This window comes from Citrobacter sp. RHBSTW-00029, assembly GCF_014104295.1.
GTDB lineage: Bacteria > Pseudomonadota > Gammaproteobacteria > Enterobacterales > Enterobacteriaceae > Citrobacter > Citrobacter youngae.
In genome coordinates, this window is sequence record NZ_JABXRT010000001.1 from 3,592,183 (window position 1) to 3,615,657 (window position 23,475).

General features: G+C 53.1%; 23 protein-coding genes. 14 read left to right on the forward strand and 9 right to left on the reverse strand.

The window, feature by feature from the left end; translation table 11 throughout:
• Window positions 1-18: 18 nt before the first annotated feature.
• Window positions 19-522, forward strand: a complete 504-nt coding sequence (locus HV041_RS17425) for a GNAT family N-acetyltransferase (protein WP_061067135.1) — start codon at window positions 19-21, stop codon at window positions 520-522.
• A gap of 25 nt (window positions 523-547) precedes the next feature.
• On the opposite strand, the gene HV041_RS17430 is transcribed toward HV041_RS17425, so the two are convergent.
• The 3 genes from HV041_RS17430 to rraB form a co-directional block, all read right to left on the reverse strand.
• A complete protein-coding gene (locus HV041_RS17430; protein ID WP_142879581.1) occupies window positions 548-1,378 on the reverse strand; it encodes a topoisomerase II in 831 nt (276 codons plus the stop codon).
• A 166-nt stretch (window positions 1,379-1,544) separates the two neighbouring features.
• Window positions 1,545-2,303, reverse strand: coding sequence for a tRNA isopentenyl-2-thiomethyl-A-37 hydroxylase MiaE (gene miaE / locus HV041_RS17435; RefSeq protein ID WP_061067134.1), 759 nt, complete (start codon window positions 2,301-2,303; stop codon window positions 1,545-1,547).
• A gap of 51 nt (window positions 2,304-2,354) precedes the next feature.
• Entirely contained in the window at window positions 2,355-2,780 is a 426-nt protein-coding gene (gene rraB, locus HV041_RS17440; protein ID WP_003025845.1) for a ribonuclease E inhibitor RraB, read from the reverse strand.
• A gap of 163 nt (window positions 2,781-2,943) precedes the next feature.
• Here rraB and argF (HV041_RS17445) point away from each other — a divergent pair, with 163 nt between their 5' ends.
• Window positions 2,944-3,948, forward strand: a complete 1,005-nt coding sequence (argF, locus tag HV041_RS17445) for an ornithine carbamoyltransferase (RefSeq protein ID WP_048212831.1) — start codon at window positions 2,944-2,946, stop codon at window positions 3,946-3,948.
• Window positions 3,949-4,054: 106 nt separating this feature from the next.
• Here argF (HV041_RS17445) and HV041_RS17450 read toward each other — a convergent pair whose 3' ends face one another.
• Window positions 4,055-4,507: a YhcH/YjgK/YiaL family protein gene (locus HV041_RS17450; protein ID WP_121585397.1), complete on the reverse strand. Its 453-nt coding sequence runs from the start codon at window positions 4,505-4,507 to the stop codon at window positions 4,055-4,057.
• A 673-nt stretch (window positions 4,508-5,180) separates the two neighbouring features.
• Here HV041_RS17450 and arcA point away from each other — a divergent pair.
• The 5 genes from arcA to HV041_RS17475 all read left to right on the forward strand — a co-directional run bounded on the left by arcA (window position 5,181) and on the right by HV041_RS17475 (window position 10,487).
• Window positions 5,181-6,401 carry an arginine deiminase gene (arcA, locus tag HV041_RS17455; protein WP_048212832.1) on the forward strand — a complete coding sequence of 407 codons (1,221 nt, stop codon included), beginning with the start codon at window positions 5,181-5,183 and terminating at the stop codon, window positions 6,399-6,401.
• A gap of 9 nt (window positions 6,402-6,410) precedes the next feature.
• Complete coding sequence (gene arcC, locus HV041_RS17460) at window positions 6,411-7,343, forward strand: carbamate kinase (protein ID WP_061067132.1); 933 nt, start codon at window positions 6,411-6,413, stop codon at window positions 7,341-7,343.
• Window positions 7,344-7,399: 56 nt separating this feature from the next.
• Entirely contained in the window at window positions 7,400-8,404 is a 1,005-nt protein-coding gene (gene argF / locus HV041_RS17465) for an ornithine carbamoyltransferase (RefSeq protein WP_048212834.1), read from the forward strand.
• Between the two features lie 55 nt (window positions 8,405-8,459).
• Window positions 8,460-9,863: a YfcC family protein gene (locus HV041_RS17470; protein WP_048212835.1), complete on the forward strand. Its 1,404-nt coding sequence runs from the start codon at window positions 8,460-8,462 to the stop codon at window positions 9,861-9,863.
• A 144-nt stretch (window positions 9,864-10,007) separates the two neighbouring features.
• Window positions 10,008-10,487: an arginine repressor gene (locus tag HV041_RS17475; RefSeq protein WP_043018242.1), complete on the forward strand. Its 480-nt coding sequence runs from the start codon at window positions 10,008-10,010 to the stop codon at window positions 10,485-10,487.
• Here the strand turns inward: HV041_RS17475 and HV041_RS17480 are convergent.
• Window positions 10,484-10,606: a hypothetical protein gene (locus HV041_RS17480; RefSeq protein WP_086523826.1), complete on the reverse strand. Its 123-nt coding sequence runs from the start codon at window positions 10,604-10,606 to the stop codon at window positions 10,484-10,486. The two genes, HV041_RS17475 and HV041_RS17480, sit on opposite strands and share 4 nt — an antisense overlap.
• Here HV041_RS17480 and pyrL point away from each other — a divergent pair.
• From pyrL to ridA, 4 genes are all read left to right on the forward strand, one after another.
• Window positions 10,586-10,687 (forward strand): pyr operon leader peptide, encoded by a 102-nt coding sequence (gene pyrL / locus HV041_RS17485; RefSeq protein WP_016155570.1) that lies wholly within the window; start codon window positions 10,586-10,588, stop codon window positions 10,685-10,687. The two genes, HV041_RS17480 and pyrL, sit on opposite strands and share 21 nt — an antisense overlap.
• A 36-nt stretch (window positions 10,688-10,723) precedes the next feature.
• Entirely contained in the window at window positions 10,724-11,659 is a 936-nt protein-coding gene (pyrB, locus tag HV041_RS17495) for an aspartate carbamoyltransferase (protein ID WP_061067131.1), read from the forward strand.
• Between the two features lie 13 nt (window positions 11,660-11,672).
• Window positions 11,673-12,134, forward strand: coding sequence for an aspartate carbamoyltransferase regulatory subunit (gene pyrI / locus HV041_RS17500; RefSeq protein WP_003025816.1), 462 nt, complete (start codon window positions 11,673-11,675; stop codon window positions 12,132-12,134).
• Window positions 12,135-12,210: 76 nt separating this feature from the next.
• Window positions 12,211-12,597: a 2-iminobutanoate/2-iminopropanoate deaminase gene (ridA, locus tag HV041_RS17505; RefSeq protein WP_121585396.1), complete on the forward strand. Its 387-nt coding sequence runs from the start codon at window positions 12,211-12,213 to the stop codon at window positions 12,595-12,597.
• Window positions 12,598-12,688: 91 nt separating this feature from the next.
• On the opposite strand, the gene HV041_RS17510 is transcribed toward ridA, so the two are convergent.
• The 4 genes from HV041_RS17510 to mgtA form a co-directional block, all read right to left on the reverse strand.
• Window positions 12,689-13,975: a TRAP transporter large permease gene (locus HV041_RS17510; RefSeq protein WP_003839607.1), complete on the reverse strand. Its 1,287-nt coding sequence runs from the start codon at window positions 13,973-13,975 to the stop codon at window positions 12,689-12,691.
• 30 nt (window positions 13,976-14,005) lie between these two features.
• Entirely contained in the window at window positions 14,006-14,515 is a 510-nt protein-coding gene (locus HV041_RS17515; protein WP_116361066.1) for a TRAP transporter small permease, read from the reverse strand.
• A 62-nt stretch (window positions 14,516-14,577) separates the two neighbouring features.
• Window positions 14,578-15,555: a TRAP transporter substrate-binding protein gene (locus HV041_RS17520; RefSeq protein ID WP_048212839.1), complete on the reverse strand. Its 978-nt coding sequence runs from the start codon at window positions 15,553-15,555 to the stop codon at window positions 14,578-14,580.
• A gap of 377 nt (window positions 15,556-15,932) precedes the next feature.
• Window positions 15,933-18,641: a magnesium-translocating P-type ATPase gene (gene mgtA / locus HV041_RS17525; RefSeq protein WP_121585395.1), complete on the reverse strand. Its 2,709-nt coding sequence runs from the start codon at window positions 18,639-18,641 to the stop codon at window positions 15,933-15,935.
• Between the two features lie 417 nt (window positions 18,642-19,058).
• Between mgtA and treR the strand changes: the two genes are divergently transcribed.
• The 3 genes from treR (at window position 19,059) to treC (ending at window position 23,284) form a co-directional block, all read left to right on the forward strand.
• Window positions 19,059-20,006: a trehalose operon repressor TreR gene (treR, locus tag HV041_RS17530; RefSeq protein ID WP_061067126.1), complete on the forward strand. Its 948-nt coding sequence runs from the start codon at window positions 19,059-19,061 to the stop codon at window positions 20,004-20,006.
• Window positions 20,007-20,163: 157 nt separating this feature from the next.
• Window positions 20,164-21,582 carry a PTS trehalose transporter subunit IIBC gene (treB, locus tag HV041_RS17535; protein ID WP_048212842.1) on the forward strand — a complete coding sequence of 473 codons (1,419 nt, stop codon included), beginning with the start codon at window positions 20,164-20,166 and terminating at the stop codon, window positions 21,580-21,582.
• Between the two features lie 49 nt (window positions 21,583-21,631).
• Entirely contained in the window at window positions 21,632-23,284 is a 1,653-nt protein-coding gene (gene treC / locus HV041_RS17540) for an alpha,alpha-phosphotrehalase (RefSeq protein WP_121585394.1), read from the forward strand.
• Window positions 23,285-23,475 lie beyond the last annotated feature (191 nt).

Here is a 23,475-nt window from a genome sequence, read left to right on the forward strand (position 1 = left end):
TTTTGTCATGAGTTCGCTATGAGTGCCATAACCTCCGTCGCGGCGACGCTGCGTCGAATTTCTGCCGATGATAACGCCGCGATTGCCAACGTTATCCGCCAGGTCTCCGCCGAACACGGCCTGACCGCCGATAAAGGCTACACGGTTGCCGACCCCAATCTGGATGAGCTGTTCCAGGTGTACAGCCAGCCGGGCGCGGCTTATTGGGTGGTTGAGCTAAACGGTGAAGTCGTGGGCGGCGGCGGCGTGGCACCATTAGGGTGTAGCGAACCGGACATTTGCGAACTGCAAAAGATGTACTTCCTCTCAAGCGCGCGCGGTCAGGGGCTGGCGAAAAAGCTGGCGCTGATGGCACTTGAACATGCCCGCGAGCAGGGTTTTAAGCAGTGCTATCTGGAAACCACGGCTTTTCTGACTGAGGCAATTCGCCTGTATGAGCATTTAGGCTTTGAGCATATCAGCGAAGCGCTGGGCTGTACCGGGCACGTAGATTGTGAAGTGCGAATGTTAAAGCCCCTCTGACGTCAGGCAAAGGAGCATTTCTGCTTTACTGCATTTCGGCTGAGAGCATCAGTCGAATCACGCCAGCCGCGCGCGCGGTTGGCAGCTTCAGCACCTGTGACCATAAATCTTGCACCATTTCACAGACGACTTTCTCTTTGCCCACGCCTTTACTCGGATCGGCCATAATTTGGATATCCGGTCCAAAGCGCTGTACCAGCCCCGGACTGATGGATTGCAGATCCTGAAGCGCCAACTGTTTTTCTTCCACCGTAACCGTATGTTTGTTCGGGCCATAAGCCGCGTGCATCATACTCATGTCGCTGGCCATACGACGGTTCATGAGCTCGCGCGGAATAATACGCACCGGGTTAATCCCGCCTTTCACTGCCGGGAATAAAAAGCGAAAACATTCGTCATTGCCCACTTTTGCCACCGCGGCAATCTGCTCGAGATTAATCTTCATATACTCGATCACGTTGGCATCAGGCGCCTGCTGCAAACGCGCCATCTGTACCTGTAGGATCTGCGGCTGAATAGCGTCGATAATCTGTTGCTCGCTTTTCCCCGCCTCCTTCAACTGCGTTGCCTGGGTGAGGATGTTCTGCCACAGCGCTGGCTCCTGCTCCTTAAGCACCTGATAAACGGGCATGGACAGCATCGCGTTTTCAAATTTCTGCGCATCCGTCAGACCATAATCCGGGCTTTCGCGTGGGATCAGGTAGTGCACATCAAACAGATTCCACGCGATAATCGCTACCACAAAGACCACCGCGCCGGAGACCTTGCCCAGCCAGCCTTTTTTGCGAAACATGCCGACGACGATAGCAATCACCGCCCCGATATAACCCGCCAACAATACGTGTGCCCAGTTCATTAACCATCCTTATGCTAAATCGTCTCTGTTCTGGGGATATATTTCCCCTTCGCGCGTTTTGATTATTACGGCAGCAGCAAGCGATTGCCAGCCACCAAATTTTGCTAACAAGCAACAGGAAGGGTTAAACCGCGCGGAAATGTCTGCCGCGCGTCAGAGAAGGAGGCTAAGCAGGAACGCCGCTGTGAAAGCGGAATTCATCGTCGGGAGAAGTAATCAACGCGGCTTCTACTTCGCCAAAAAAACGTACCCGGCTACTGATATCATCGGTTGAAACCTGCTGCGCCAGCGCCAGGTAATCCTGATAGTGCCGCGCCTCGGATCGCAGCAGCGACAGATAAAACGCCTGCAAATCGTCATCCAGATACGGTGCCAGCGCGGCGAACCGTTCACAGGAACGCGCCTCAATGTAAGCCCCGCAAATCAGTTTATCGATTAACGTCAGCGGCTCGTGGGTGCGCACCTCTTTGAGCATGCCTTTGGCGTAACGGCTGGCGGTAATCTTAATATAGGGAATGTTGCGACTCATCATCGCCTCACGCACCTGCCAGAAATGATGCAGTTCTTCCTTGATCAGCAAAACCATGCTGTCGATAAGCTTGCGTCCCCACGGGTCGTCGGTTTGCGGCATCACGCTTTTGCTTATCTGTTTATTCAGCGCGATAAAATCCGGCTCATCCCCTTCTCTGAAAGCAAACGCTTCATAGGGTTTCAGCCAGTCCAGCAGCGCCTGAGATCCCTGTTTATCTGCGACATACTTACGCACCAGCAGCATCGCCGTTTGCGCTGCTTTCAGCTCACAGACGAGGTGGTCGGTCAATAACAGAGGCAGATTAGCCGGGTCTCGCGCTTTATCAAGCCAGGCCTGGGGCGTTTTACAGTGCAGGAAATTGTGGATCGGGGAGAGTATTTGCAGGTAATCCATACATTGTCCTTGGCCTGCGGCAGCCTGGGCTACCGCAGGTCAGTAGATGACTTAGTGACGCACGCCGTCATCATCTTCGTCGACGAGATCTTCATCGTCGCCGTCTTCACCTTCTTCGCCGTTCGGGTCTTCAAAATAGGTGCCCCAACCGTCGTATTCCACATCATATTTTTCAGCCAGGTTCATCAGCTGCTCAACCTGAGCATCGATCAACTCCGCATTCAGTGCACATTCGCTCAGGATGTCACAGCAAATAACCGTGTCGCCTTCTTCCACTTCCAGCTCTTCCGGCTCGGTCACTTCATAACCCAGCTTGAAGGCTTCTACTGCCGCTTTTTCCAGGGTTTCGAAGTCATCCGCGGAAAGGTGATGCTCAATGGTGTACAGCGCGTCTGGATCGCTGCCATCTTCGAGTAACTCTTCAATAATCAAGCGCGTTTCTTCACGCTGTTCTTCCAGTAGTTCCGGGTTTGCCATGGCTCGTTCCTCATAATGTCCTGCCGATACTCTTATTGTCACATACCGCTGTCATTGCCTCCACCTTTCCAGGAAAGATTTGTTAAACAAGGTTGCAAATGAATAAACATCCATATAAATTGAATTTTAATTCAATAAATGGCTTAAGCCATGTGAGGGAACCATGTCTGCGTTTTATCAGAAGCACTTTTTGAAACTGCTTGATTTCACCTCTGCTGAACTCACGTCACTGCTCCAGCTCGCCGCGCAGCTTAAGGCGGATAAGAACAACGGTACTGAGGTCGCTAAACTCACCGGTAAAAACATCGCGCTCATCTTCGAAAAAGACTCAACCCGCACCCGTTGCTCTTTCGAAGTTGCCGCATACGATCAGGGCGCGCGCGTGACGTATCTCGGGCCAAGCGGCAGCCAGATTGGCCATAAAGAGTCGATCAAAGACACCGCCCGCGTGCTCGGCCGCATGTACGACGGTATTCAGTATCGGGGCCACGGCCAGGAGATTGTCGAGACGCTGGCGGAATATGCCGGAGTTCCAGTGTGGAACGGATTAACCAACGAGTTTCATCCTACCCAGCTGCTGGCGGATCTGTTAACTATGCAGGAACACCTTCCGGGTAAAGCGTTTAATGAGATGACGCTGGTCTACACCGGTGATGCCCGCAACAATATGGGCAATTCCATGCTGGAAGCCGCTGCGTTAACCGGGCTGGATCTGCGCCTGGTTGCGCCGCAGGCATGCTGGCCTGAAGAGAGCCTGGTGGCGGAGTGCAAAGCGCTGGCGCTGAAAAACGGCGGCAATATTACGCTGACCGAAGATGTCGCCGCGGGCGTGAAAGGTGCGGACTTTATCTATACCGACGTCTGGGTATCAATGGGCGAAGCAAAAGAGAAGTGGGCCGAACGTATTGCGCTGCTGCGTAAGTACCAGGTTAATAGCACGATGATGGCGTTGACCGGCAATCCACAGGTGAAATTCCTGCACTGCCTGCCGGCGTTTCATGACGATCAAACCACGCTTGGCAAACAAATGGCACAGGAATATGGTCTGCACGGCGGTATGGAAGTGACCGATGAGGTCTTTGAATCACCCGCCAGCATCGTATTTGATCAGGCGGAAAACCGGATGCACACCATAAAAGCGGTGATGGTGGCGACGCTGGCGAAGTGAGGGCATGGATGAAAAGAATGCCGGATGGCGATGCTAAGCATCTTATCCGGCCTACAACCGTGCTCCCGTAAGCCGGGTAAGGCGCAGCCGCCCCCGGCAAATACGCTTATGCCACTTGCATTTTCACCACGGCTTTGCGTACCAGCGCTGGAGCACCGACCGCGCACAGCGGTTTATGCACTTCACCCGGATAGAACACCACGAAATCACCTTCGTTCAGCACCACCGTTTTCTCCTGTACCCCTTCCGGCAGGAAGGCGATATCTTTATCCGCCAGCCAGTCAGTTTCCGGCGTGCCCGCAGGCTGCGTGCTGAAGGTCATTCCTTCCTGGCCTTTGAGCAGGATCTGAATATCCAGATAGCGGGCGTGATACTCGGCGCGGCGCTGTGCAAACGGCTCCGTCATATCTTCGGCAATCAGATAAAACAGGCGATCGCCGTCAATGTCGTGCTTACCTTTTTCCGTCGCATCCGTCACATGCGCTTTAATGTGTTCAATTGCCTGACGCAGCTCTTCCGGCAGCCAGGCATCCAGGTTGTGAATATTGCCGACAATCATCTCAAACCCCTCAATTAAAACAACGTTTCATTTTTGTTGTTATACGAAAAAACCGCCTGCCATACCACTGCTATTTGCTGATATTTTGCGTCAACGCATGTTTATCGCTGATGATGTTAAATAATTGCTAACTCTCAGCAACAGGTTATGCATAAACTCTGCATAAATTTCGGCCACCCTTTTTCAATCCAATCAGTAACCCACTGTTCTTAAAAACTTTGTTAGAAAAACCAGCCATCGATCACAGTTCACATCTCCTTCACTATCCTTCTTCATCATCATATTTATTTTGAAATAAGCATTACAGTGCAAATAATAAAATCATAAATTCGCATAATAATTCATTACACATAAAAAAGCACAAACAAATCAATACATTACTTATATTTCAGCACTTTTAAACATGTACATAAAATTAACACCGATAAATAACAAGACATATTCCCGCGTAGTAATTCAATTATTCGCATTTTTATTTTGTTAATTCTCAGAGCCATCTCATAAATTAAACAACAAAAGCCAACCATCGACCTGACTGTGAAATAAATCACATTTCCTCATCAAATAAGATCTAAATATAGATTCTGAAATCAGCTGAAAAATCATGACTGCAATAAATATTATTTGCAGGCACCTCCTCTTTATTTTTTAAAATCGTATTAAAGGAATAATGATGGAAAAGCATTATGTCGGGTCTGAAATCGGTCAATTACGTAGCGTAATGCTACATCGCCCTAACCTCAGCTTAAAAAGGCTGACGCCATCAAATTGTCAGGAACTGCTTTTTGATGATGTTCTTTCGGTAGAACGTGCAGGAGAAGAACATGACATTTTCGCCAACACGTTACGTCAGCAAGGGATTGAGGTTCTGTTACTCACTGATTTATTGACACAAACCTTAGATGTCCCGGATGCCAAAGGCTGGCTGCTGGAGACACAAATCTCTGATTATCGCCTTGGCCCCGCTTTCGCTACCGATATTCGCGCATGGCTTGCAGATATGCAGCACCGGGAACTCGCCCGGCATTTAAGCGGCGGGCTAACCTACGGGGAAATTCCTGCCTCCATCAAAAATATGGTGGTCGATACTCACGATATTAATGACTTTATTATGAAGCCATTACCCAACCACCTATTTACTCGCGATACCTCCTGTTGGATATATAACGGTGTATCCATTAACCCGATGGCAAAAACCGCACGCCAGCGGGAAACCAATAACCTGCGAGCAATTTACCGTTGGCATCCACAATTTGCCGATGGTGAATTTATTAAATATTTCGGCGATGAAAATATTAATTACGACCACGCCACATTAGAAGGTGGCGATGTGCTGGTGATTGGTCGCGGCGCGGTACTCATCGGTATGTCGGAACGCACCACGCCGCAGGGCATTGAGTTCCTTGCCCAGTCGCTGTTTAAGCATCGCCAGGCTGAACGCGTCATCGCGGTTGAACTGCCGAAACATCGCTCCTGTATGCACCTCGATACCGTCATGACCCACATCGATATCGATACCTTCTCCGTCTACCCGGAAGTGGTACGCCCGGATGTCCAGTGCTGGACCCTGACGCCAGACGGGCGCGGCGGCCTGAAACGCACCCAGGAAAGCACGCTGGTACACGCCCTCGAAAAAGCGCTGGGCCTCGACCAAATCACGCTGATCACCACCGGTGGCGACGCCTTCGAAGCTGAACGCGAACAGTGGAACGACGCCAACAACGTTCTGACGCTGCGCCCCGGCGTGGTGGTGGGTTACGAGCGCAACATCTGGACCAACGAAAAATACGACAAAGCCGGTATCACCGTTTTACCCATTCCTGGCGACGAACTGGGACGCGGACGCGGCGGCGCGCGCTGCATGAGCTGCCCACTGGAACGCGACGGTATTTAAGGAGACGTTATGGAAAACAAACCTACTCTGGTTGTGGCGTTGGGCGGCAATGCGCTGCTCAAACGCGGTGAACCGCTGGAAGCTGACATCCAACGCAAGAATATTGAGCTGGCGGCAAAAACTATCGCTCAGCTTACACAGCAATGGCGCGTGATTCTGGTGCATGGCAATGGCCCACAGGTTGGACTTTTGGCGTTACAGAACAGCGCTTATGACCGCGTCACCCCTTATCCGCTCGACATTCTCGGTGCGGAAAGTCAGGGAATGATTGGCTATATGCTGCAACAAGCCCTGAAAAACCAGCTGCCGCAACGTGAAATTAGCGTCCTGCTGACTCAGGTTGAAGTCGATGCCCACGATCCAGCCTTCAGTAATCCGACCAAATATATCGGACCGATTTACGACAACGATCAGGCTAAAACGCTACACGCGGAAAAGGGCTGGATTTTCAAAGCCGATGGTAAAGCGTTCCGTCGCGTTGTGCCCTCTCCACAACCCAAACGTATCGTTGAAAGTGATGCTATTCGCACATTGATCGCCCGCGATCATCTGGTGATTTGCAACGGCGGAGGCGGCGTACCGGTGGTGGAAAAAGCCGATGGCTTCCACGGCATTGAAGCAGTGATCGACAAGGATCTCTCCGCCGCCCTGCTCGCCCGCCAACTCCATGCCAATGCGTTGTTGATCCTCACCGATGCTGACGCCGTGTACCTCGACTGGGGCAAACCTACCCAGCGCCCGCTGGCCCAGGTCACCCCGGAACTGCTCGGTGAAATGCAATTCGACGCCGGTTCAATGGGCCCCAAAGTCACCGCCTGCGCGGAATTCGTCTCTCACTGTCGGGGAATTGCTGGCATCGGTTCACTGGCCGACGGTCCGGCCATTCTCGCCGGCGACAAAGGCACGCTCATTCGTCTCGAAACCACCGACGCTCACGCTTAGGGCTTTTTTTGCCGGATGGCGGCTGCGCCTTATCCGGCCTACATAAGGACATTTTCATGACTGTTAACCTGAAAAATCGCAATTTTCTCAAACTGCTGGACTACACCCCTGCAGAAATCCAGTACCTGATCGATCTGGCTATCGAATTAAAAACGGCAAAAAAAGCCGGGCGCGAAAGGCAAACGCTGGTCGGTAAAAATATCGCGCTGATCTTCGAAAAAACCTCCACTCGCACCCGCTGCGCCTTTGAAGTCGGCGCTTTCGATCAGGGCGCACAGGTCACCTACCTCGGCCCAAGCGGCTCGCAGATCGGCCATAAAGAGTCGATGAAAGATACCGCCCGCGTGCTAGGCCGCATGTATGACGGCATCGAATACCGCGGCTACGGCCAGGAGATCGTGGAAGAACTGGGACAATTCGCCGGTGTGCCGGTCTGGAACGGGCTAACAAATGAATTTCACCCCACCCAGATCCTCGCGGATCTGATGACCATGCTGGAACACGCGCCGGGTAAAACCTTGCCGGAGCTGAGCTTCGCTTACCTCGGTGACGCCCGCAACAACATGGGTAATTCGCTGATGGTCGGCGCGGCGAAAATGGGGATGGATATTCGTCTGGTCGCGCCAAAGTCCTTCTGGCCGGACGAGGCGCTGGTTGCCGAATGCCGCGAAATCGCCAGCGTAACGGGCGCACGCATTACGCTCACGGACGATGTTGCGGAAGGGGTATACGACGTAGATTTCCTCTATACCGATGTCTGGGTTTCGATGGGCGAACCTAAAGAAGCGTGGGCAGAACGCGTCAGCCTGATGACGCCCTACCAGATTAATCAGCAGGTCATCAATGCGACCGGCAATCCCAATGTGAAATTCATGCACTGCCTGCCCGCCTTTCATAATGAGCACACCAAAGTGGGCCGTGAAATCGAAGCGGCTTACGGTCTGAAAGGACTTGAAGTCACGGAAGAGGTATTCGAGTCAGCGCATTCCATCGTCTTCGACGAAGCGGAAAACCGGATGCATACCATCAAAGCGGTCATGGTAGCGACACTCGGCGACTAACCCCTGCGGGCATGTGTCGCCTGGCGGCATATGCCCAAGCTATCCGGAGAACATCATGGGCAAATTCAAATTTCCCAGCGCGTATACCATCCTGTTTATTCTTATTGCACTCGTCGCCGTTATGACCTGGATTGTCCCGGCAGGGAAATACCAGATGGCGATGAATGCTACCCTCGGCAAAGAAGTGCCGGTTGCCGGTACTTATGCCCCGACCGAGGCGCATCCACAAGGCATAACCGCTGTCCTGCTGGCACCGATTGACGGGCTTTATAACCACGAAACCTACACCGCAGGCGCAATTGATGTCGCGCTGTTTGTCCTGATCATCGGTGGGTTTCTCGGCGTGGTAAACAAAACGGGCGCCATCGACGCAGGCATCGAACGCGTGACGGTCAGGCTGAACGGCAAAGAAGAGTGGATGATCCCCATTCTGATGGGGCTTTTCGCCGCCGGAGGCACGATTTACGGCATGGCGGAAGAATCACTCCCTTTCTACACCTTATTAGTTCCGGTCATGATGGCCGCGCGCTTTGATCCACTGGTTGCGGCGGCGACCGTGCTACTCGGCGCAGGCATCGGCACGCTCGGTTCGACAATCAACCCTTTCGCGACGGTTATCGCCGCTAACGCCGCCGGGATCCCCTTCACCCAGGGAATGTTGATGCGCATTCTGCTGCTGGTCGTCGGCTATGTTATCTGCGTAGTGTGGGTCATGCGTTATGCGCGCAAAGTCCGCAATCACCCGGAGTTGTCGATTGTGGCGGATAAAATGGAGGAAAACCGCGCGCATTTCCTCGGCAATCGCGGCAATGCTAACCTTGAATTCACAGCTACGCGTAAGTGGATCCTGCTGATATTCGCCGCCGCCTTTGCGGTAATGATTTATGGCGTCGCGGTACTCGGATGGTGGATGGCAGAAATATCCGCAGTCTTTCTGGCTTCTGCGATTATCGTCGGCGTGATTGCCCGCATGAGTGAAGAAGCCTTCACCAGTACCTTCATTGACGGTGCGCGGGATCTGCTCGGCGTGGCGCTGATTATCGGCATTGCGCGCGGTATCGTCGTGGTGATGGATAACGGTATGATTACCCACACCATTCTGCACAGCGCCGAAAATTTAGTCTCCGGTCTTTCCACTACCATTTTCATCAATGTGACCTACTGGCTGGAAGTATTGCTCTCCTTCCTGGTCCCTTCCTCGTCTGGTCTGGCGGTGCTCACGATGCCCATTATGGCCCCGCTGGCCGACTTCGCCCATGTGCAAAGGGATCTGGTCGTTACTGCGTACCAATCCGCTTCTGGCATTGTGAATCTGATCACCCCCACTTCAGCCGTCGTGATGGGCGGGTTGGCTATCGCTCGCGTTCCTTATGTGCGCTACCTGAAATGGGTCGCCCCGCTGCTGCTGATTCTGACGGTGCTGAACATGGTCGTCCTGAGTATCGGCGCAATGCTGTAGCCGTTTTGGCCGTCGGCTCCCGACGGCTTTTTTGAGCGTGCTCTCGTTTTTCTGCACAACCGCCCGTTTGAGCCGTTATTGATATAGCAAATGTGGTGAATTTCGCCATCGCATTGATACAAATAATAAATTTAGGGTGTTTTTATGAAGGAATTCGATGATTACTCGACCAAAGAACAGAAACAGCTGGCGATTTGTCAGCGCCTGATTACTGAAAAAAGCTACCTGTCCCAGGAAGCGCTTCGCCGCGATCTACAACAGCATGGTTTTACCGGGATTAGCCAGTCAACGGTATCTCGTCTGCTAAAGCTGCTCGGGGCGATAAAAATAAGAAATACAAAAGGGCAAAAAATTTATTCTGTAAATCCGCAATCGCGACCCGCGCCGGATGCTGCCCGATCGATTGCTGAAATGGTGGTCAGCGTGGAACACAATAGCGAGTTTATCCTCATTCACACTGCAGCAGGTTATGGCCGTGCCGTTGCCAGAATCCTCGATTACCACGCGTTACCAGAGATTCTGGGTGTCATCGCTGGCAGCAGTATTGTCTGGGTTGCGCCGCGAGTCGTGCAGCGAACGGGGCTGGTGCACAAGCAGATTAACTATCTATTTAAAATGAATTAAAATTCATAAGAACCGTTTGCGATGAATAAATCGTGCATTTTTCGCTTGATCCCATAACGGAGCTGAGTATAATCGCGGACAATTTGCCGGGAGGATGTATGGTTCAGTGTGTACGACATTTTGTCTTACCGCGTCTGAAAAAGGACGCTGGCCTGCCGTTTTTCTTTCCGTTGATCATCCATTCCGAGCCCCTCAATTGAGGGGCTTTTTTTTTGCCCAGGCGTCAGGAGATAAACATGGCTAACCCGCTCTATCAAAAACACATCATTTCCATAAACGACCTCAGCCGCGACGACCTCAATCTGGTCCTCGCGACGGCGGCGAAATTAAAAGCCAACCCGCAGCCGGAGCTGTTAAAGCATAAGGTCATCGCCAGCTGCTTCTTTGAGGCGTCAACCCGCACCCGTTTATCCTTTGAAACCTCGATGCACCGCCTGGGCGCCAGCGTGGTAGGTTTCTCTGACAGCAGCAACACGTCGCTTGGCAAAAAAGGCGAAACGCTGGCCGACACCATTTCCGTCATCAGCACTTATGTCGACGCCATCGTGATGCGTCACCCGCAGGAAGGTGCTGCGCGTCTGGCAACGGAGTTCTCCGGTAACGTTCCGGTACTGAACGCCGGCGACGGCTCCAACCAACACCCGACCCAAACGCTGCTGGATCTGTTTACCATTCAGGAAACGCAGGGTCGGCTGGACAATCTGCACATCGCCATGGTGGGCGACCTGAAATATGGCCGCACCGTCCACTCCCTGACCCAGGCGCTGGCGAAGTTTGAAGGTAACCGCTTCTACTTTATCGCCCCGGACGCGCTGGCCATGCCGCAATACATTCTGGATATGCTGAATGAAAAAGGTATTGCCTGGAGCCTGCACGGCACTATCGAAGAGGTGATGGCGGAGGTCGATATCCTCTACATGACCCGCGTACAAAAAGAGCGTCTGGACCCGTCCGAATACGCCAACGTGAAAGCACAGTTTGTTCTGCGCGCCAGCGATCTGGCGGGAGCCAAAGAGAACATGAAGGTGCTGCATCCGCTGCCGCGCATCGATGAGATCACCACCGATGTCGATAAGACGCCGCACGCCTGGTATTTCCAGCAGGCTGGCAACGGCATCTTCGCCCGCCAGGCGTTACTGGCACTGGTACTGAATAGCGAACTGGCACTGTAAGGGAGAAAAAGAGATGACACACGATAACAAACTGCAGGTTGAAGCCATCAAACGTGGCACCGTGATTGACCATATCCCCGCACAGGTTGGTTTTAAGCTGCTGACGCTGTTCAAACTGACCGAAACCGACCAGCGCATCACTATCGGACTGAACCTGCCGTCTGGCGAGATGGGCCGTAAAGACCTGATTAAAATCGAAAATACCTTCCTGACCGACGAGCAGGTCAACCAGCTCTCCCTGTACGCTCCGCAGGCAACGGTAAACCGCATTGACGATTATGATGTGGTGGGTAAATCACGCCCCAGCCTGCCGGAGCGCATCGACAACGTGCTGGTGTGCCCGAACAGCAACTGTATCAGCCATGCTGAGCCGGTTTCCTCCAGTTTTGCAGTGAAAAAGCGCGCCGATGACATCGCACTCAAATGCAAATACTGTGAAAAAGAGTTTTCGCATTATGTGGTGCTGGCCAACTAATTAGGGTTGGTTATGAAATCCCGGCTCCCTATAATGAGCGGGAACATTCTATTACCGCTGTAATTCAGGAGAAATCATGAGCAAGACTATCGCGACGGAAAATGCACCAGCAGCAATCGGCCCATACGTTCAGGGTGTTGACCTGGGTAGCATGGTAATCACTTCCGGTCAGATCCCGGTCGATCCGAAAACCGGTGCCGTAGCGGAAGACGTGTCCGCTCAGGCGCGTCAGTCGCTGGAAAACGTAAAAGCTATCGTAGAAGCTGCAGGCCTGAAAGTGGGCGATATCGTAAAAACGACCGTTTTCGTTAAAGACCTGAACGATTTTGCCACCGTCAACGCGACCTACGAAGCGTTCTTCACCGAGTACAACGCGACCTTCCCGGCACGCTCTTGCGTGGAAGTGGCCCGTCTGCCGAAAGACGTGAAAATCGAGATTGAAGCGATCGCCGTTCGTCGCTAAGTCTCCTTGTGCCGGATGGCGGCTTCGCCTTATCCGGCCTACGCAAGCGTAGTTTGTAGGCCCGGTAAGCGTGAGCGCCACCGGGCATTTATCACATCACGCCAAACAGTTTCGGCAAGAACAGCGAAATCGCCGGAATGTACGTCACCAGCATCAGCACCAGGAACAGCACAAGGTAGAACGGCAGCATCGCCTTCACCACCTGCTCTATTTTCTGCTTACTCACCGCACTGGCCACAAACAGCACTGACCCTACCGGCGGCGTAATCAGGCCGATCCCTAAGTTCACCAGCATGATCATGCCAAAATGGACCGGATCAATGCCGAGCGCGTTGGTCACTGGCAGCAGAACCGGCGTCAAAATCAGGATCAGCGGCGCCATATCCATCAGCGTACCGATCAGCAGCAACATGATGTTAATGCACATCAGAATGACGTATTTGTTGTCCGAAATACTGGTGAAGGCTTCGGTGATACGCATCGGCAACTGCATATAGGTCATGACGGCACCGAATGCGGCGGCAAAGCCTATCAGGATCATGACGATCGTGACCGTTTTCACCGTGCGGAACATCAGCTTTGGCAGCTCAGACCATTTATAGTCACGATAGATAAACATGGTGACAAAGAAGGCCCACAGACAGGCAATTGCCGCTGATTCCGTCGCGGTAAAGATACCTGACAGGATACCGCCCATGATGATCACAACCGTCATCAGGCCCCACAGCGTATCGACGAAAATCTTCAGCGCCTGGCGAAACGGCACGCGTTCCCCTTTTGGGTAACCGCGTTTGTGCGCAAACGCCACACACATTACCATCAGACTGAAACTTAACAGCAGGCCCGGCAGGATCCCGGCGATGAATAGCGCGGCAATCGACACCGTGCCGCCGGTTGCCAGCGAGTAAATAACCGAGTTATGGCTGGGCGGTGTGAGGATCGCCTGTACCGAGCCGCTGGCAGTAACCGCTGCGGCAAAATCGCGCGGGTAGCCTTTTTTATCCATCTCCGGGATCATCACCGAACCAATGGATGCGGTATCAGCTACAGACGATCCAGAAATAGCGCCAAAAAAGGTTGATGCCACAATGTTTACCAGCGACAACCCTCCGCGAATAAAGCCAACAAAAATATAGGCAAAGTTCACCAGCCGCCGCGCAATTCCCCCTTCGGCCATAATAGCCCCGGCCAGAATAAAGAACGGGATCGCCAGCAGCGAAAACTTATTCACCCCGCTGGTCAGTTGGATCATTACCGCTTCCAGCGGAATATCTATGTACCAGGCCCCAATGATGGCGCTAATGCCAACCGCATACGCTACCGGTACCCCAATTGCCAGCATAATGCCGAGCGTAAAGACGAGAATAAATGCATCCATCTGCTTTCCTTTCTGAAATGGGGGCGGTAACTAGCTGGTCGATCCCAGCATGACAACGGGACGTTGGTACTGCGGACCACGGAAAATCTTTTCTGCGATAAACAGCAGCGTTATGGCAGAGCCAATCGGCAATGGAAGGTAGTTTTGCCCGGCGCTTAAAAGCGGGAATTCGGCCACGGGCTGGTCCCACAGTTCAAGACAGAGATTGGTTCCGTACCAGAGGATAAACAGGCTTATCGCCACTAACATAACGTCAGCGATTACCGAGCAATAACGGCGGGAAACATCACCCAGACGGTCAATCACCATACTTACCGCGATATGCGAGCCTGCACGATAGCTCACCGCCGCGCCAATAAAGGTGAATGTCACCATACACAGAATAGCGACGGGTTCAGGCCATGACAGCGCGTTATTCAGAACATAACGCGCGAATATGCCAATAGGGATAATGGCGACCATGACCAATAATGCGATACCGGCAATCCACATTGACACCCGATAAAGAAAATCCATTACCGATGAATAGCATTCACCCATAATCATCACCTCGAATTAATCAAAAGATTCAGGCGGAGGGTTGATATCCTCCACCTGATGAATTACTTCACATCCTGAATCCGTTTGATCAAATCCTGGTGGTCTTTACCGTAATTATCCCGCACTGACTGCGTGGCTTTATAGAAATAGTCCGTATCAATATCGTGGAACTGAACGCCATTGGCTTTCATGGTCTCCAGCGATTTCGCATTATAATCCTGCCAAAGTTTGCGTTGCTCTACCTGGGCTTCTTTAGCGAGCTTAATAATGAGATCCTGGTCTTCTTTTTTCAACTTATCCCATTTAGCTTTCGAGAACAGAAAAAGCTCAGGAATAATAAAATGTTTGCTCCAGGTATAGTTTTTCACGACCGGCAAATAGTTATGCGCAACAAACGTTGGCGGATTATTCTCCGTACCATCAATAACGCCGGTCTGCATGCCGCTAAAGACTTCACTGACGCCCATCACAACGGAGTTAGCGCCCATCGCTTTCAGGGTATCCAGCGCTATCGGACTCCCTTGAACACGGATTTTCATGCCGTGTAAATCTTCCGGTTTCACCACCGGATTTTTGGTGATCAGGTTGCGCGTTCCGGCATCCATCCAGCCTAGGAACACCAGCCGCGATTTGGTGTTTGCCGTCAGGCGGTCGCCAATCTCCTGACCAATCATGCCGTCGAGAACCTTATGCAGATGGTCTTCATCACGAAAGATATACGGCAGGGTAAAGACGTTAATTTCAGGGAGAATGGCGGCAACCGGCGTCATTGAAACGCGAATAATATCGATAGCGCCTAATTGCGCCTGTTCAATCATCTGTTTTTCGTCACCTAACACGCCACCGGGAAAGGTTTTAATCTCCAGACGACCGTCGGTGGCGGCACTCAGTTTTTCCCCCATATGTTTGACGGCGACAACGTTCGGGTAATCAGCCGGATGCACATCTGCGGCGCGAAAGGTTTGTGCCAGCGTTGCATGACTCGCCAGTAATACCGACGCGCCAATACACAGACTTAACAGGTTTTTTGTCAGTTTCATTTGTCCTTCTCCAGAAGTTCATAATATCCATTAACAGGAATAGCTTGCAGAGCAAATGACTGCCGGAATTAAAAATGGGCAGCGTGAAACTTTCTTAACGATGTTACCTGTGCAGACTAACTGGTGTAACAACTTATTTCGATGACTGTGTTCACAAAAAATCACAGACGCTAATTATTTTTAGCACACTGTTTCATTTTTGCAATACAGATCGTTTTATTGATAAAAAAGCAACGCAAAGAAGGCAATTTGATACTAATTACCGCGTGAGCATTTCAATAAAAATAAAACACCAATATTTCGAGGGAATATCTTTCGAATGGAAAAGTGAAATGCAGGATCGTATTAACACCATCCTGCAGAAGAGAAGTTGAGGATTACTGCCAGCCGTAGCGGCGGCTATAAAAACCTTTCACAAGCTGAGTTAATGTCATGTAACCCGCCAGAATCGCAACCAGCCACGGGAAGTAGCTCAGCGGCAGCGCCTGCAATTGCAGATAGCTGGCCAGCGGTGAGAACGGCAACGCAATGCCCACCACCATCACGACCAGCGTCATCAGCATCAGCGGCCATGCGGCGCGGCTTTGGATGAACGGCACGCGACGGGTACGGATCATATGCACAATCAGCGTTTGCGACAGCAGACCCACCACAAACCAGCCAGACTGGAACAATGTCTGATGTTCAGGCGTATTGGCATGGAAGACGAACCACATCAGGCAGAAAGTCAGAATGTCAAAGATCGAGCTGATCGGTCCAAAGAAGATCATAAAGCGGCCCAACTCGGCGGGATTCCAGCGCTGCGGCTTTTTGATCTGCTCTTCGTCGACGTTATCAAACGGAATCGCCACCTGGGATACATCGTACAGCAGGTTCTGAATCAGTAAGTGCAGCGGCAACATCGGCAGGAACGGTAAGAAGGCGCTCGCCACCAGCACGCTAAACACATTACCGAAGTTAGAACTGGCCGTCATTTTGATGTACTTCAGCATGTTAGAGAAGGTACGGCGTCCTTCGATCACCCCTTCTTCCAGCACCATCAGGCTCTTTTCCAGCAGAATGATATCTGCCGCTTCACGGGCAATATCAACCGCGCCATCAACGGAGATACCAATGTCCGCCGCGCGCAGCGCCGGGGCGTCGTTAATGCCATCGCCCATAAAGCCGACCACATGACCTTCACGCTTGAGCAGTGTGACAATGCGCTCTTTATGCATTGGCGTCAGGCGGGCAAACAACGTGGTGCGCTGGGCAAGTCGGGCCAGCTCGTCGTCGCTTAACCCTTCAATGCTGCTGCCGATAACCACATCACCTGCATCCAGACCCACTTCATGACACACTTTCGCCGCAACCAGTTCGCTGTCACCGGTGAGAATTTTCACCGTAATACCGCTGGCTTTCAGCGCTTTCAGCGCCGGGGCGGTCGTTTCTTTCGGCGGATCGAGGAACGCGATATACCCTTCGAGGATCAGATCGGATTCATCAATACGCTGATAGTCCCCTTCACGCGCAGGCAGGTATTTGGTTGCCACCGCCACCACACGCAACCCCTGACGATTCAGCGTATCGGTAACGCGTTTCACCCGACGCAGCATGTTGTCATCTAACGGGACAATCTCACCGTTATGGCGCACCTGGGTGCAAACGCTGAGGATCTCCTGCAGCGCGCCTTTACATACCAGTTGGTGCACATCGGTTTCTTCAGCGACCACCACCGACATGCGGCGGCGTTCGAAATCAAACGGGATCTCATCGATTTTTTGCCAACGGGTAGAGAGCCGGCGGGCGGATTCTTCGTCCACGCCTTCCAGCACTGCCGTATCCAGCAGATTCTTCAGCCCGGTCTGATAGTGGCTGTTCAGCCACGCGGAATGCAGGACATGTTCGCTGGGCTTGCCGGAGATATCGGTATGATTCTCCAGCACTATTTTATCTTGTGTCAGCGTGCCGGTTTTATCGGTACACAGAATATCCATCGCGCCAAAGTTCTGGATAGCGTCGAGGTGTTTGACGATGACCTTCTGTTTTGACAGCTTCACCGCCCCACGCGCCAGCGTCGAGGTGACGATCATCGGCAGCATTTCTGGAGTCAGTCCCACCGCCACAGACAGGGCAAACAGCGCCGCTTCCCACCAGTCACCTTTGGTGTAGCCATTGATGACAAGCACGATGGGCGCCATCACCAGCATAAAGCGGATCAGCAGCATGCTGACGCGGCTGATCCCTTTCTGGAAGGCATTCTGCTCGCTTTCCTGCTCGCTGACGCGGCCCGCCAGTTGCCCGAACCAGGTATTGGCCCCGGTCGCAATCACGATGGCCTGCGCCGTGCCGCTCACCACATTGGTGCCCATAAAGCACAGGGTATCGCATTCCAGCGGGTTGCTTTGCTGCGGGTCGCGGCTGGTTGCAACTTTCTCCACCGGCAACGATTCGCCGGTCAGTGAAGCCTGGGCCACGAACAGATCGCGCGCCTGCACCACGCGCAGATCGGCCGGGATCATATCCCCTGCTGCCAGCTTAATAATATCGCCAGGCACCAACTGGTCGATCGGCAGTTCAACCCAGCCGTTCTCCCCTTTCTCGTTGATGACGCGCAGCACCGTAGCAGTGTTGCTGACCATCGCTTTCAACGCATCCGCCGCTTTGGTGGAACGCGCCTCCTGGACAAAATTCAGCAGCGTGGAGATGACAACCATCAAGGCGATAACGCCCGCGGCAAACAGATCCTCGGTGGCATAAGAAATGCCGCCTAAAATAGTCAGCAGAATATTAAACGGGTTGCGGTAGCAGACCCACAGGTGTACCCACCATGGCGACGGCTTCTGCGCCGGTAGCTGGTTCTCGCCATGTAACTCGCGAGCGTTTTCCACTTCTGCGGCGTTCAATCCTTCCGGGTGCGCGCCAAACGTTTTCCACAGCGCTTCTTCGTCCATCAGCGCCATTTTCAGGCAATGTTCGCTCAGCGAAGGCGGGATCGGCGTGCTGGCGACGGTCTGCGCATTGGGTAGCGGATCGCGATGCACCAGACGATGCGGTAAATGGCGGTTTAGCCGGGCAAACAGCTGGCGAGTAATATTTTTGAACATAGGCAGTCCCTCTGCACCAGTATAAGCGGGCGCAGTAAATCCTTCAGGCGTGGCAAAGCCTTGCCTGGTGGCAATTTTAAAATCACAACAGGGACGTCAGAACGTCACTGTCTTACAGCTCCGGTAAGACAGTGAAAACAGGCTTACCGGAGAGGGGGGGTTCTCCATTTAGGGAGAGGGGTGGGATCGGGATCCATATAGCCTCCGGTAAGTGAATGATAAGCGCTGCGGATTATACGCAGAAAACCATAAGGTTTGTGACAATTATGGCGGTATGATACAGCATGGAAACTAAACCAAACGTATACACATCGCCTGAAGGGTGAACGGTTTAAAGCAGACTTTCCCCATTGCACTCCACATGGGTAAAGTTACTCTCTTTGATATAACTGAAAAAGTGCGCAACGGGAAAACAGGATGCAAAATCGGCTGACTATTAAAGACATCGCCCGCTTAAGCGGTGTGGGGAAATCAACGGTTTCCCGTGTGCTCAACAACGAAAGCGGCGTTAGCGAACGCACCCGTGAACGTGTTGAAGCAGTGATGAATCAGCACGGTTTCTCCCCTTCCCGCTCCGCACGTGCCATGCGTGGGCAAAGCGACAAAGTCGTGGCGATTATCGTCACGCGTCTGGACTCACTTTCGGAAAATCTCGCCGTGCAGACCATGCTACCCGCCTTTTATGAGCAGGGTTATGATCCGATTATGATGGAAAGCCAGTTCTCACCTGAACTGGTAGAAGAACATCTGGGAATGCTCAAACGTCGCAACATTGATGGCGTCGTGTTGTTTGGTTTTACCGGCGTAACGGAAACCATGCTCACCTCCTGGCAGGACTCTCTGGTTCTGCTGGCCAGGGATGCCAAAGGCTTTGCCTCCGTCTGTTATGACGACGAAGGCGCCATTCATACCCTGATGCAGCGTCTGTACGATCGCGAACATCGTCATATCAGTTTCCTTGGCGTCCCCCATAGCGACGTGACCACCGGTAAGCGCCGTCATGAGGCCTACCTGACCTTCTGCAAGAAACATAAGCTGCATCCTGTCGCTGCTCTGCCTGGTCTGGCCATGAAACAGGGCTATGAGCATGCCGCCGATGTCATTACGCCGGAAACAACTGCGTTAGTCTGTGCGACGGACACGCTTGCCCTTGGCGTCAGCAAATATCTGCAGGAACAGCGAATCGACAACCTGCAACTGGCAAGCGTCGGTAATACGCCGCTGATGAAATTCCTCCATCCGGAAATCATCACTGTCGATCCCGGCTACGCTGAAGCCGGACGGCAAGCGGCCTCGCAGCTGATCGAACAGATCAACGGCCGTAGCGAACTGCGGCAAATCGTCATCCCCGCCACCCTCTCCTGATCGCTTTCTGAGCACTAATTTGTGATCTTCACTGCGTTTCGGGAACGTTCCCATTTCTAAATATTCACCGACGATATACTCTGGCACCAACAACGAGACAGCTGCCGGATGACGTCGCGAAAGCGTCTAATCCGACCTACGGGGAACACACGTCATCATGAGCAAAGTAAAACAAGCAGACATCGACCGGCTGATTGAGCTGGTAGGCGGGCGCGACAATATCGCCACGGTGAGTCACTGCATTACGCGCCTGCGTTTTGTGTTGAATCAACCCGCGAATGCCAGACCCAAAGAGATCGAACAGCTACCGATGGTCAAAGGCTGCTTCACCAACGCCGGGCAGTTTCAGGTAGTGATTGGCACCGAGGTGGGCGATTACTACAAAGCGCTGCTGGCGACAACCGGACAGGCCAGCGCCGACAAAGAGCAGGCGAAAAAAGCGGCGCGGCAGAATATGAAATGGCACGAACAGCTGATTTCTCATTTTGCGGAGATCTTCTTCCCGTTGCTGCCCGCGCTAATTAGCGGCGGTTTGATCTTAGGTTTCCGTAACGTAATCGGCGATCTGCCCATGAGCAACGGCCAGACGCTGGCGCAGATGCATCCTTCGCTGAAAACCCTTTACGACTTCCTGTGGCTGATTGGCGAGGCGATCTTCTTCTATCTGCCGGTCGGGATCTGCTGGTCGGCAGTGAAAAAAATGGGCGGTACGCCGATCCTCGGTATTGTGCTGGGCGTAACCCTGGTTTCACCGCAACTGATGAACGCCTATTTGCTCGGTCAGCAAGTGCCGGAGGTGTGGAACTTCGGTCTGTTCAGCATTGAGAAAGTGGGCTACCAGGCGCAGGTTATTCCGGCGTTGCTGGCCGGGCTGGCGCTCGGGTTTATTGAAACGCGCATGAAGCGCATCGTGCCGGATTATCTGTATTTGGTGATCGTCCCGGTGTGCTCGCTGATCCTTGCGGTATTCCTTGCGCACGCCTTTATCGGTCCGTTTGGCCGCATGATCGGCGATGGTGTCGCGTTTGCGGTCCGTCATCTGCTGACCGGTAGTTTTGCCCCGATCGGCGCGGCGTTGTTCGGCTTCCTGTACGCCCCGCTGGTGATCACCGGCGTGCATCAGACTACGCTTGCCATCGACATGCAGATGATTCAGAGCATGGGCGGCACGCCGGTATGGCCGCTGATCGCGCTGTCGAATATCGCTCAGGCCTCTGCGGTGGTGGGCATCATTATCTCCAGTCGCAAACACAACGAACGTGAAATCTCAGTCCCTGCAGCCATCTCCGCGTATCTCGGGGTCACTGAACCGGCAATGTACGGCATCAACCTGAAATACCGCTTCCCGATGCTGTGCGCGATGATCGGCTCCGGTCTCGCCGGACTGCTGTGCGGCCTGAACGGAGTGCTGGCAAACGGGATTGGCGTCGGCGGTTTGCCGGGCATCCTCTCCATCCAGCCGACCTACTGGCAGGTATTTGGCATGGCGATGGTCATTGCGATTGTTATCCCAATGATACTGACCTCATTTGTTTACCAGCGTAAATACCGTCTGGGCACATTACAAATTATCTAACTTTTCTTCGGGGCGCAGTTGCGCCCCAGCGTATTTCCAGGAAACAACCATGACTATTCCACACTGGTGGCAAAACGGCGTTATCTATCAGGTTTACCCCAAGAGTTTTCAGGACACCACCGGCAGCGGCACCGGCGATTTACGCGGCGTGACCCAGCGTCTCGACTATCTGCAAAAGCTGGGTGTCGATGCCATCTGGCTGACGCCGTTCTATATTTCGCCGCAGGTTGATAACGGCTACGACGTCGCGGATTACCTGTCTGTCGATCCGGCCTACGGTACGCTGGAAGATTTTGACGAACTGGTGGCGCAGGCGAAAGCGCGCGGTATCCGTATTATTCTCGATATGGTGTTTAACCACACCTCAACCCAGCATGCGTGGTTTCGTGAGGCGCTGGATAAAGACAGCCCGTATCGCCAGTTTTATCTCTGGCGTGACGGTACGCCAGACAGTACACCGAACAACTGGCGTTCCAAATTTGGCGGCAGCGCCTGGGGCTGGCACGCCGCAAGCGAGCAGTATTATCTGCACCTCTTTGCTCCTGAACAGGCAGACCTGAACTGGGAGAACCCGGCGGTACGCGCCGAGCTGAAAAAAGTGTGCGAATTCTGGGCCGATCGCGGCGTGGACGGATTGCGCCTCGACGTGGTGAATCTTATCTCTAAAGATCAGAGCTTCCCGAACGATCCCGACGGCGATGGACGCCGTTTTTATACCGATGGCCCGCGCGCGCATGCGTTTTTACGCGAGATGAACCGCGACGTCTTCACGCCACGCGGCCTGATGACGGTGGGCGAGATGTCTTCCACCACACTGGAAAACTGCCAGCAGTACGCCGCGCTCGATGGCAGCGAACTGTCGATGACCTTTAACTTTCACCACCTGAAAGTGGATTACCCCAACGGTGAGAAGTGGACGTTAGCCAAACCCGACTATGTGGCGCTGAAAACCCTGTTCCGCCACTGGCAGCAGGGCATGCACAATCAGGCCTGGAACGCGTTGTTCTGGTGTAACCACGATCAGCCGCGCATCGTGTCGCGTTTTGGCGATGAAGGTAAATACCGCATTCCGTCGGCCAAAATGCTGGCGATGGTGCTGCACGGTATGCAGGGCACGCCCTATATCTACCAGGGGGAAGAGATCGGCATGACCAATCCGCACTTCAGTCAGATTACCGATTATCGCGATGTGGAAAGCCATAACATGTTTGCCGAACTGAACGGTCAGGGGCGAGATGCCGACGAACTGCTGGCGATCCTCGCCAGTAAATCCCGCGATAACAGCCGCACGCCGATGCAGTGGGATGCCAGCCAACACGCGGGCTTCACCGAAGGCGAGCCGTGGATCAATCTGTGTGACAATGCGGCGGAGATCAACGTGGCGGCAGCGCTGAACGATACCGACTCGGTGTTCTATGCCTATCAGAGGCTGATCGCACTGCGCAAAACGGAGCCGGTTATCACCTGGGGCGACTATCAGGATCTGTTACCGGACAGCCCGCACATATGGTGCTATCAGCGCGAGTGGCAAGGGCAGCGACTGCTGGTCATTGCCAATCTGAGCGATACCTTCCAACGCTGGCAGCCGCCCCATACCGGGGGAAACTGGCAGGTGCTGATGCACAACTATGCCGAGGTCGCCAGCCAACCCGCAGACATGACGCTACGTCCTTTCGAAGCCGTCTGGTGGGTGCAAAAATAGCTTGCAATTGGTTTTGAGCCCGGTACGTATAGCGCTATCGGGCTTCAATGCTGACACTGCATTTACCTTCCTGTTTTTGTTGAATAATTAATCAGATTTTTCTTGCCACAATTTACAATCGCTGTACTGCCCGTCATCTGTACGCTCCGATTTTTACTTTGCGCTACATCAAATAAATCGTAAACATCCTT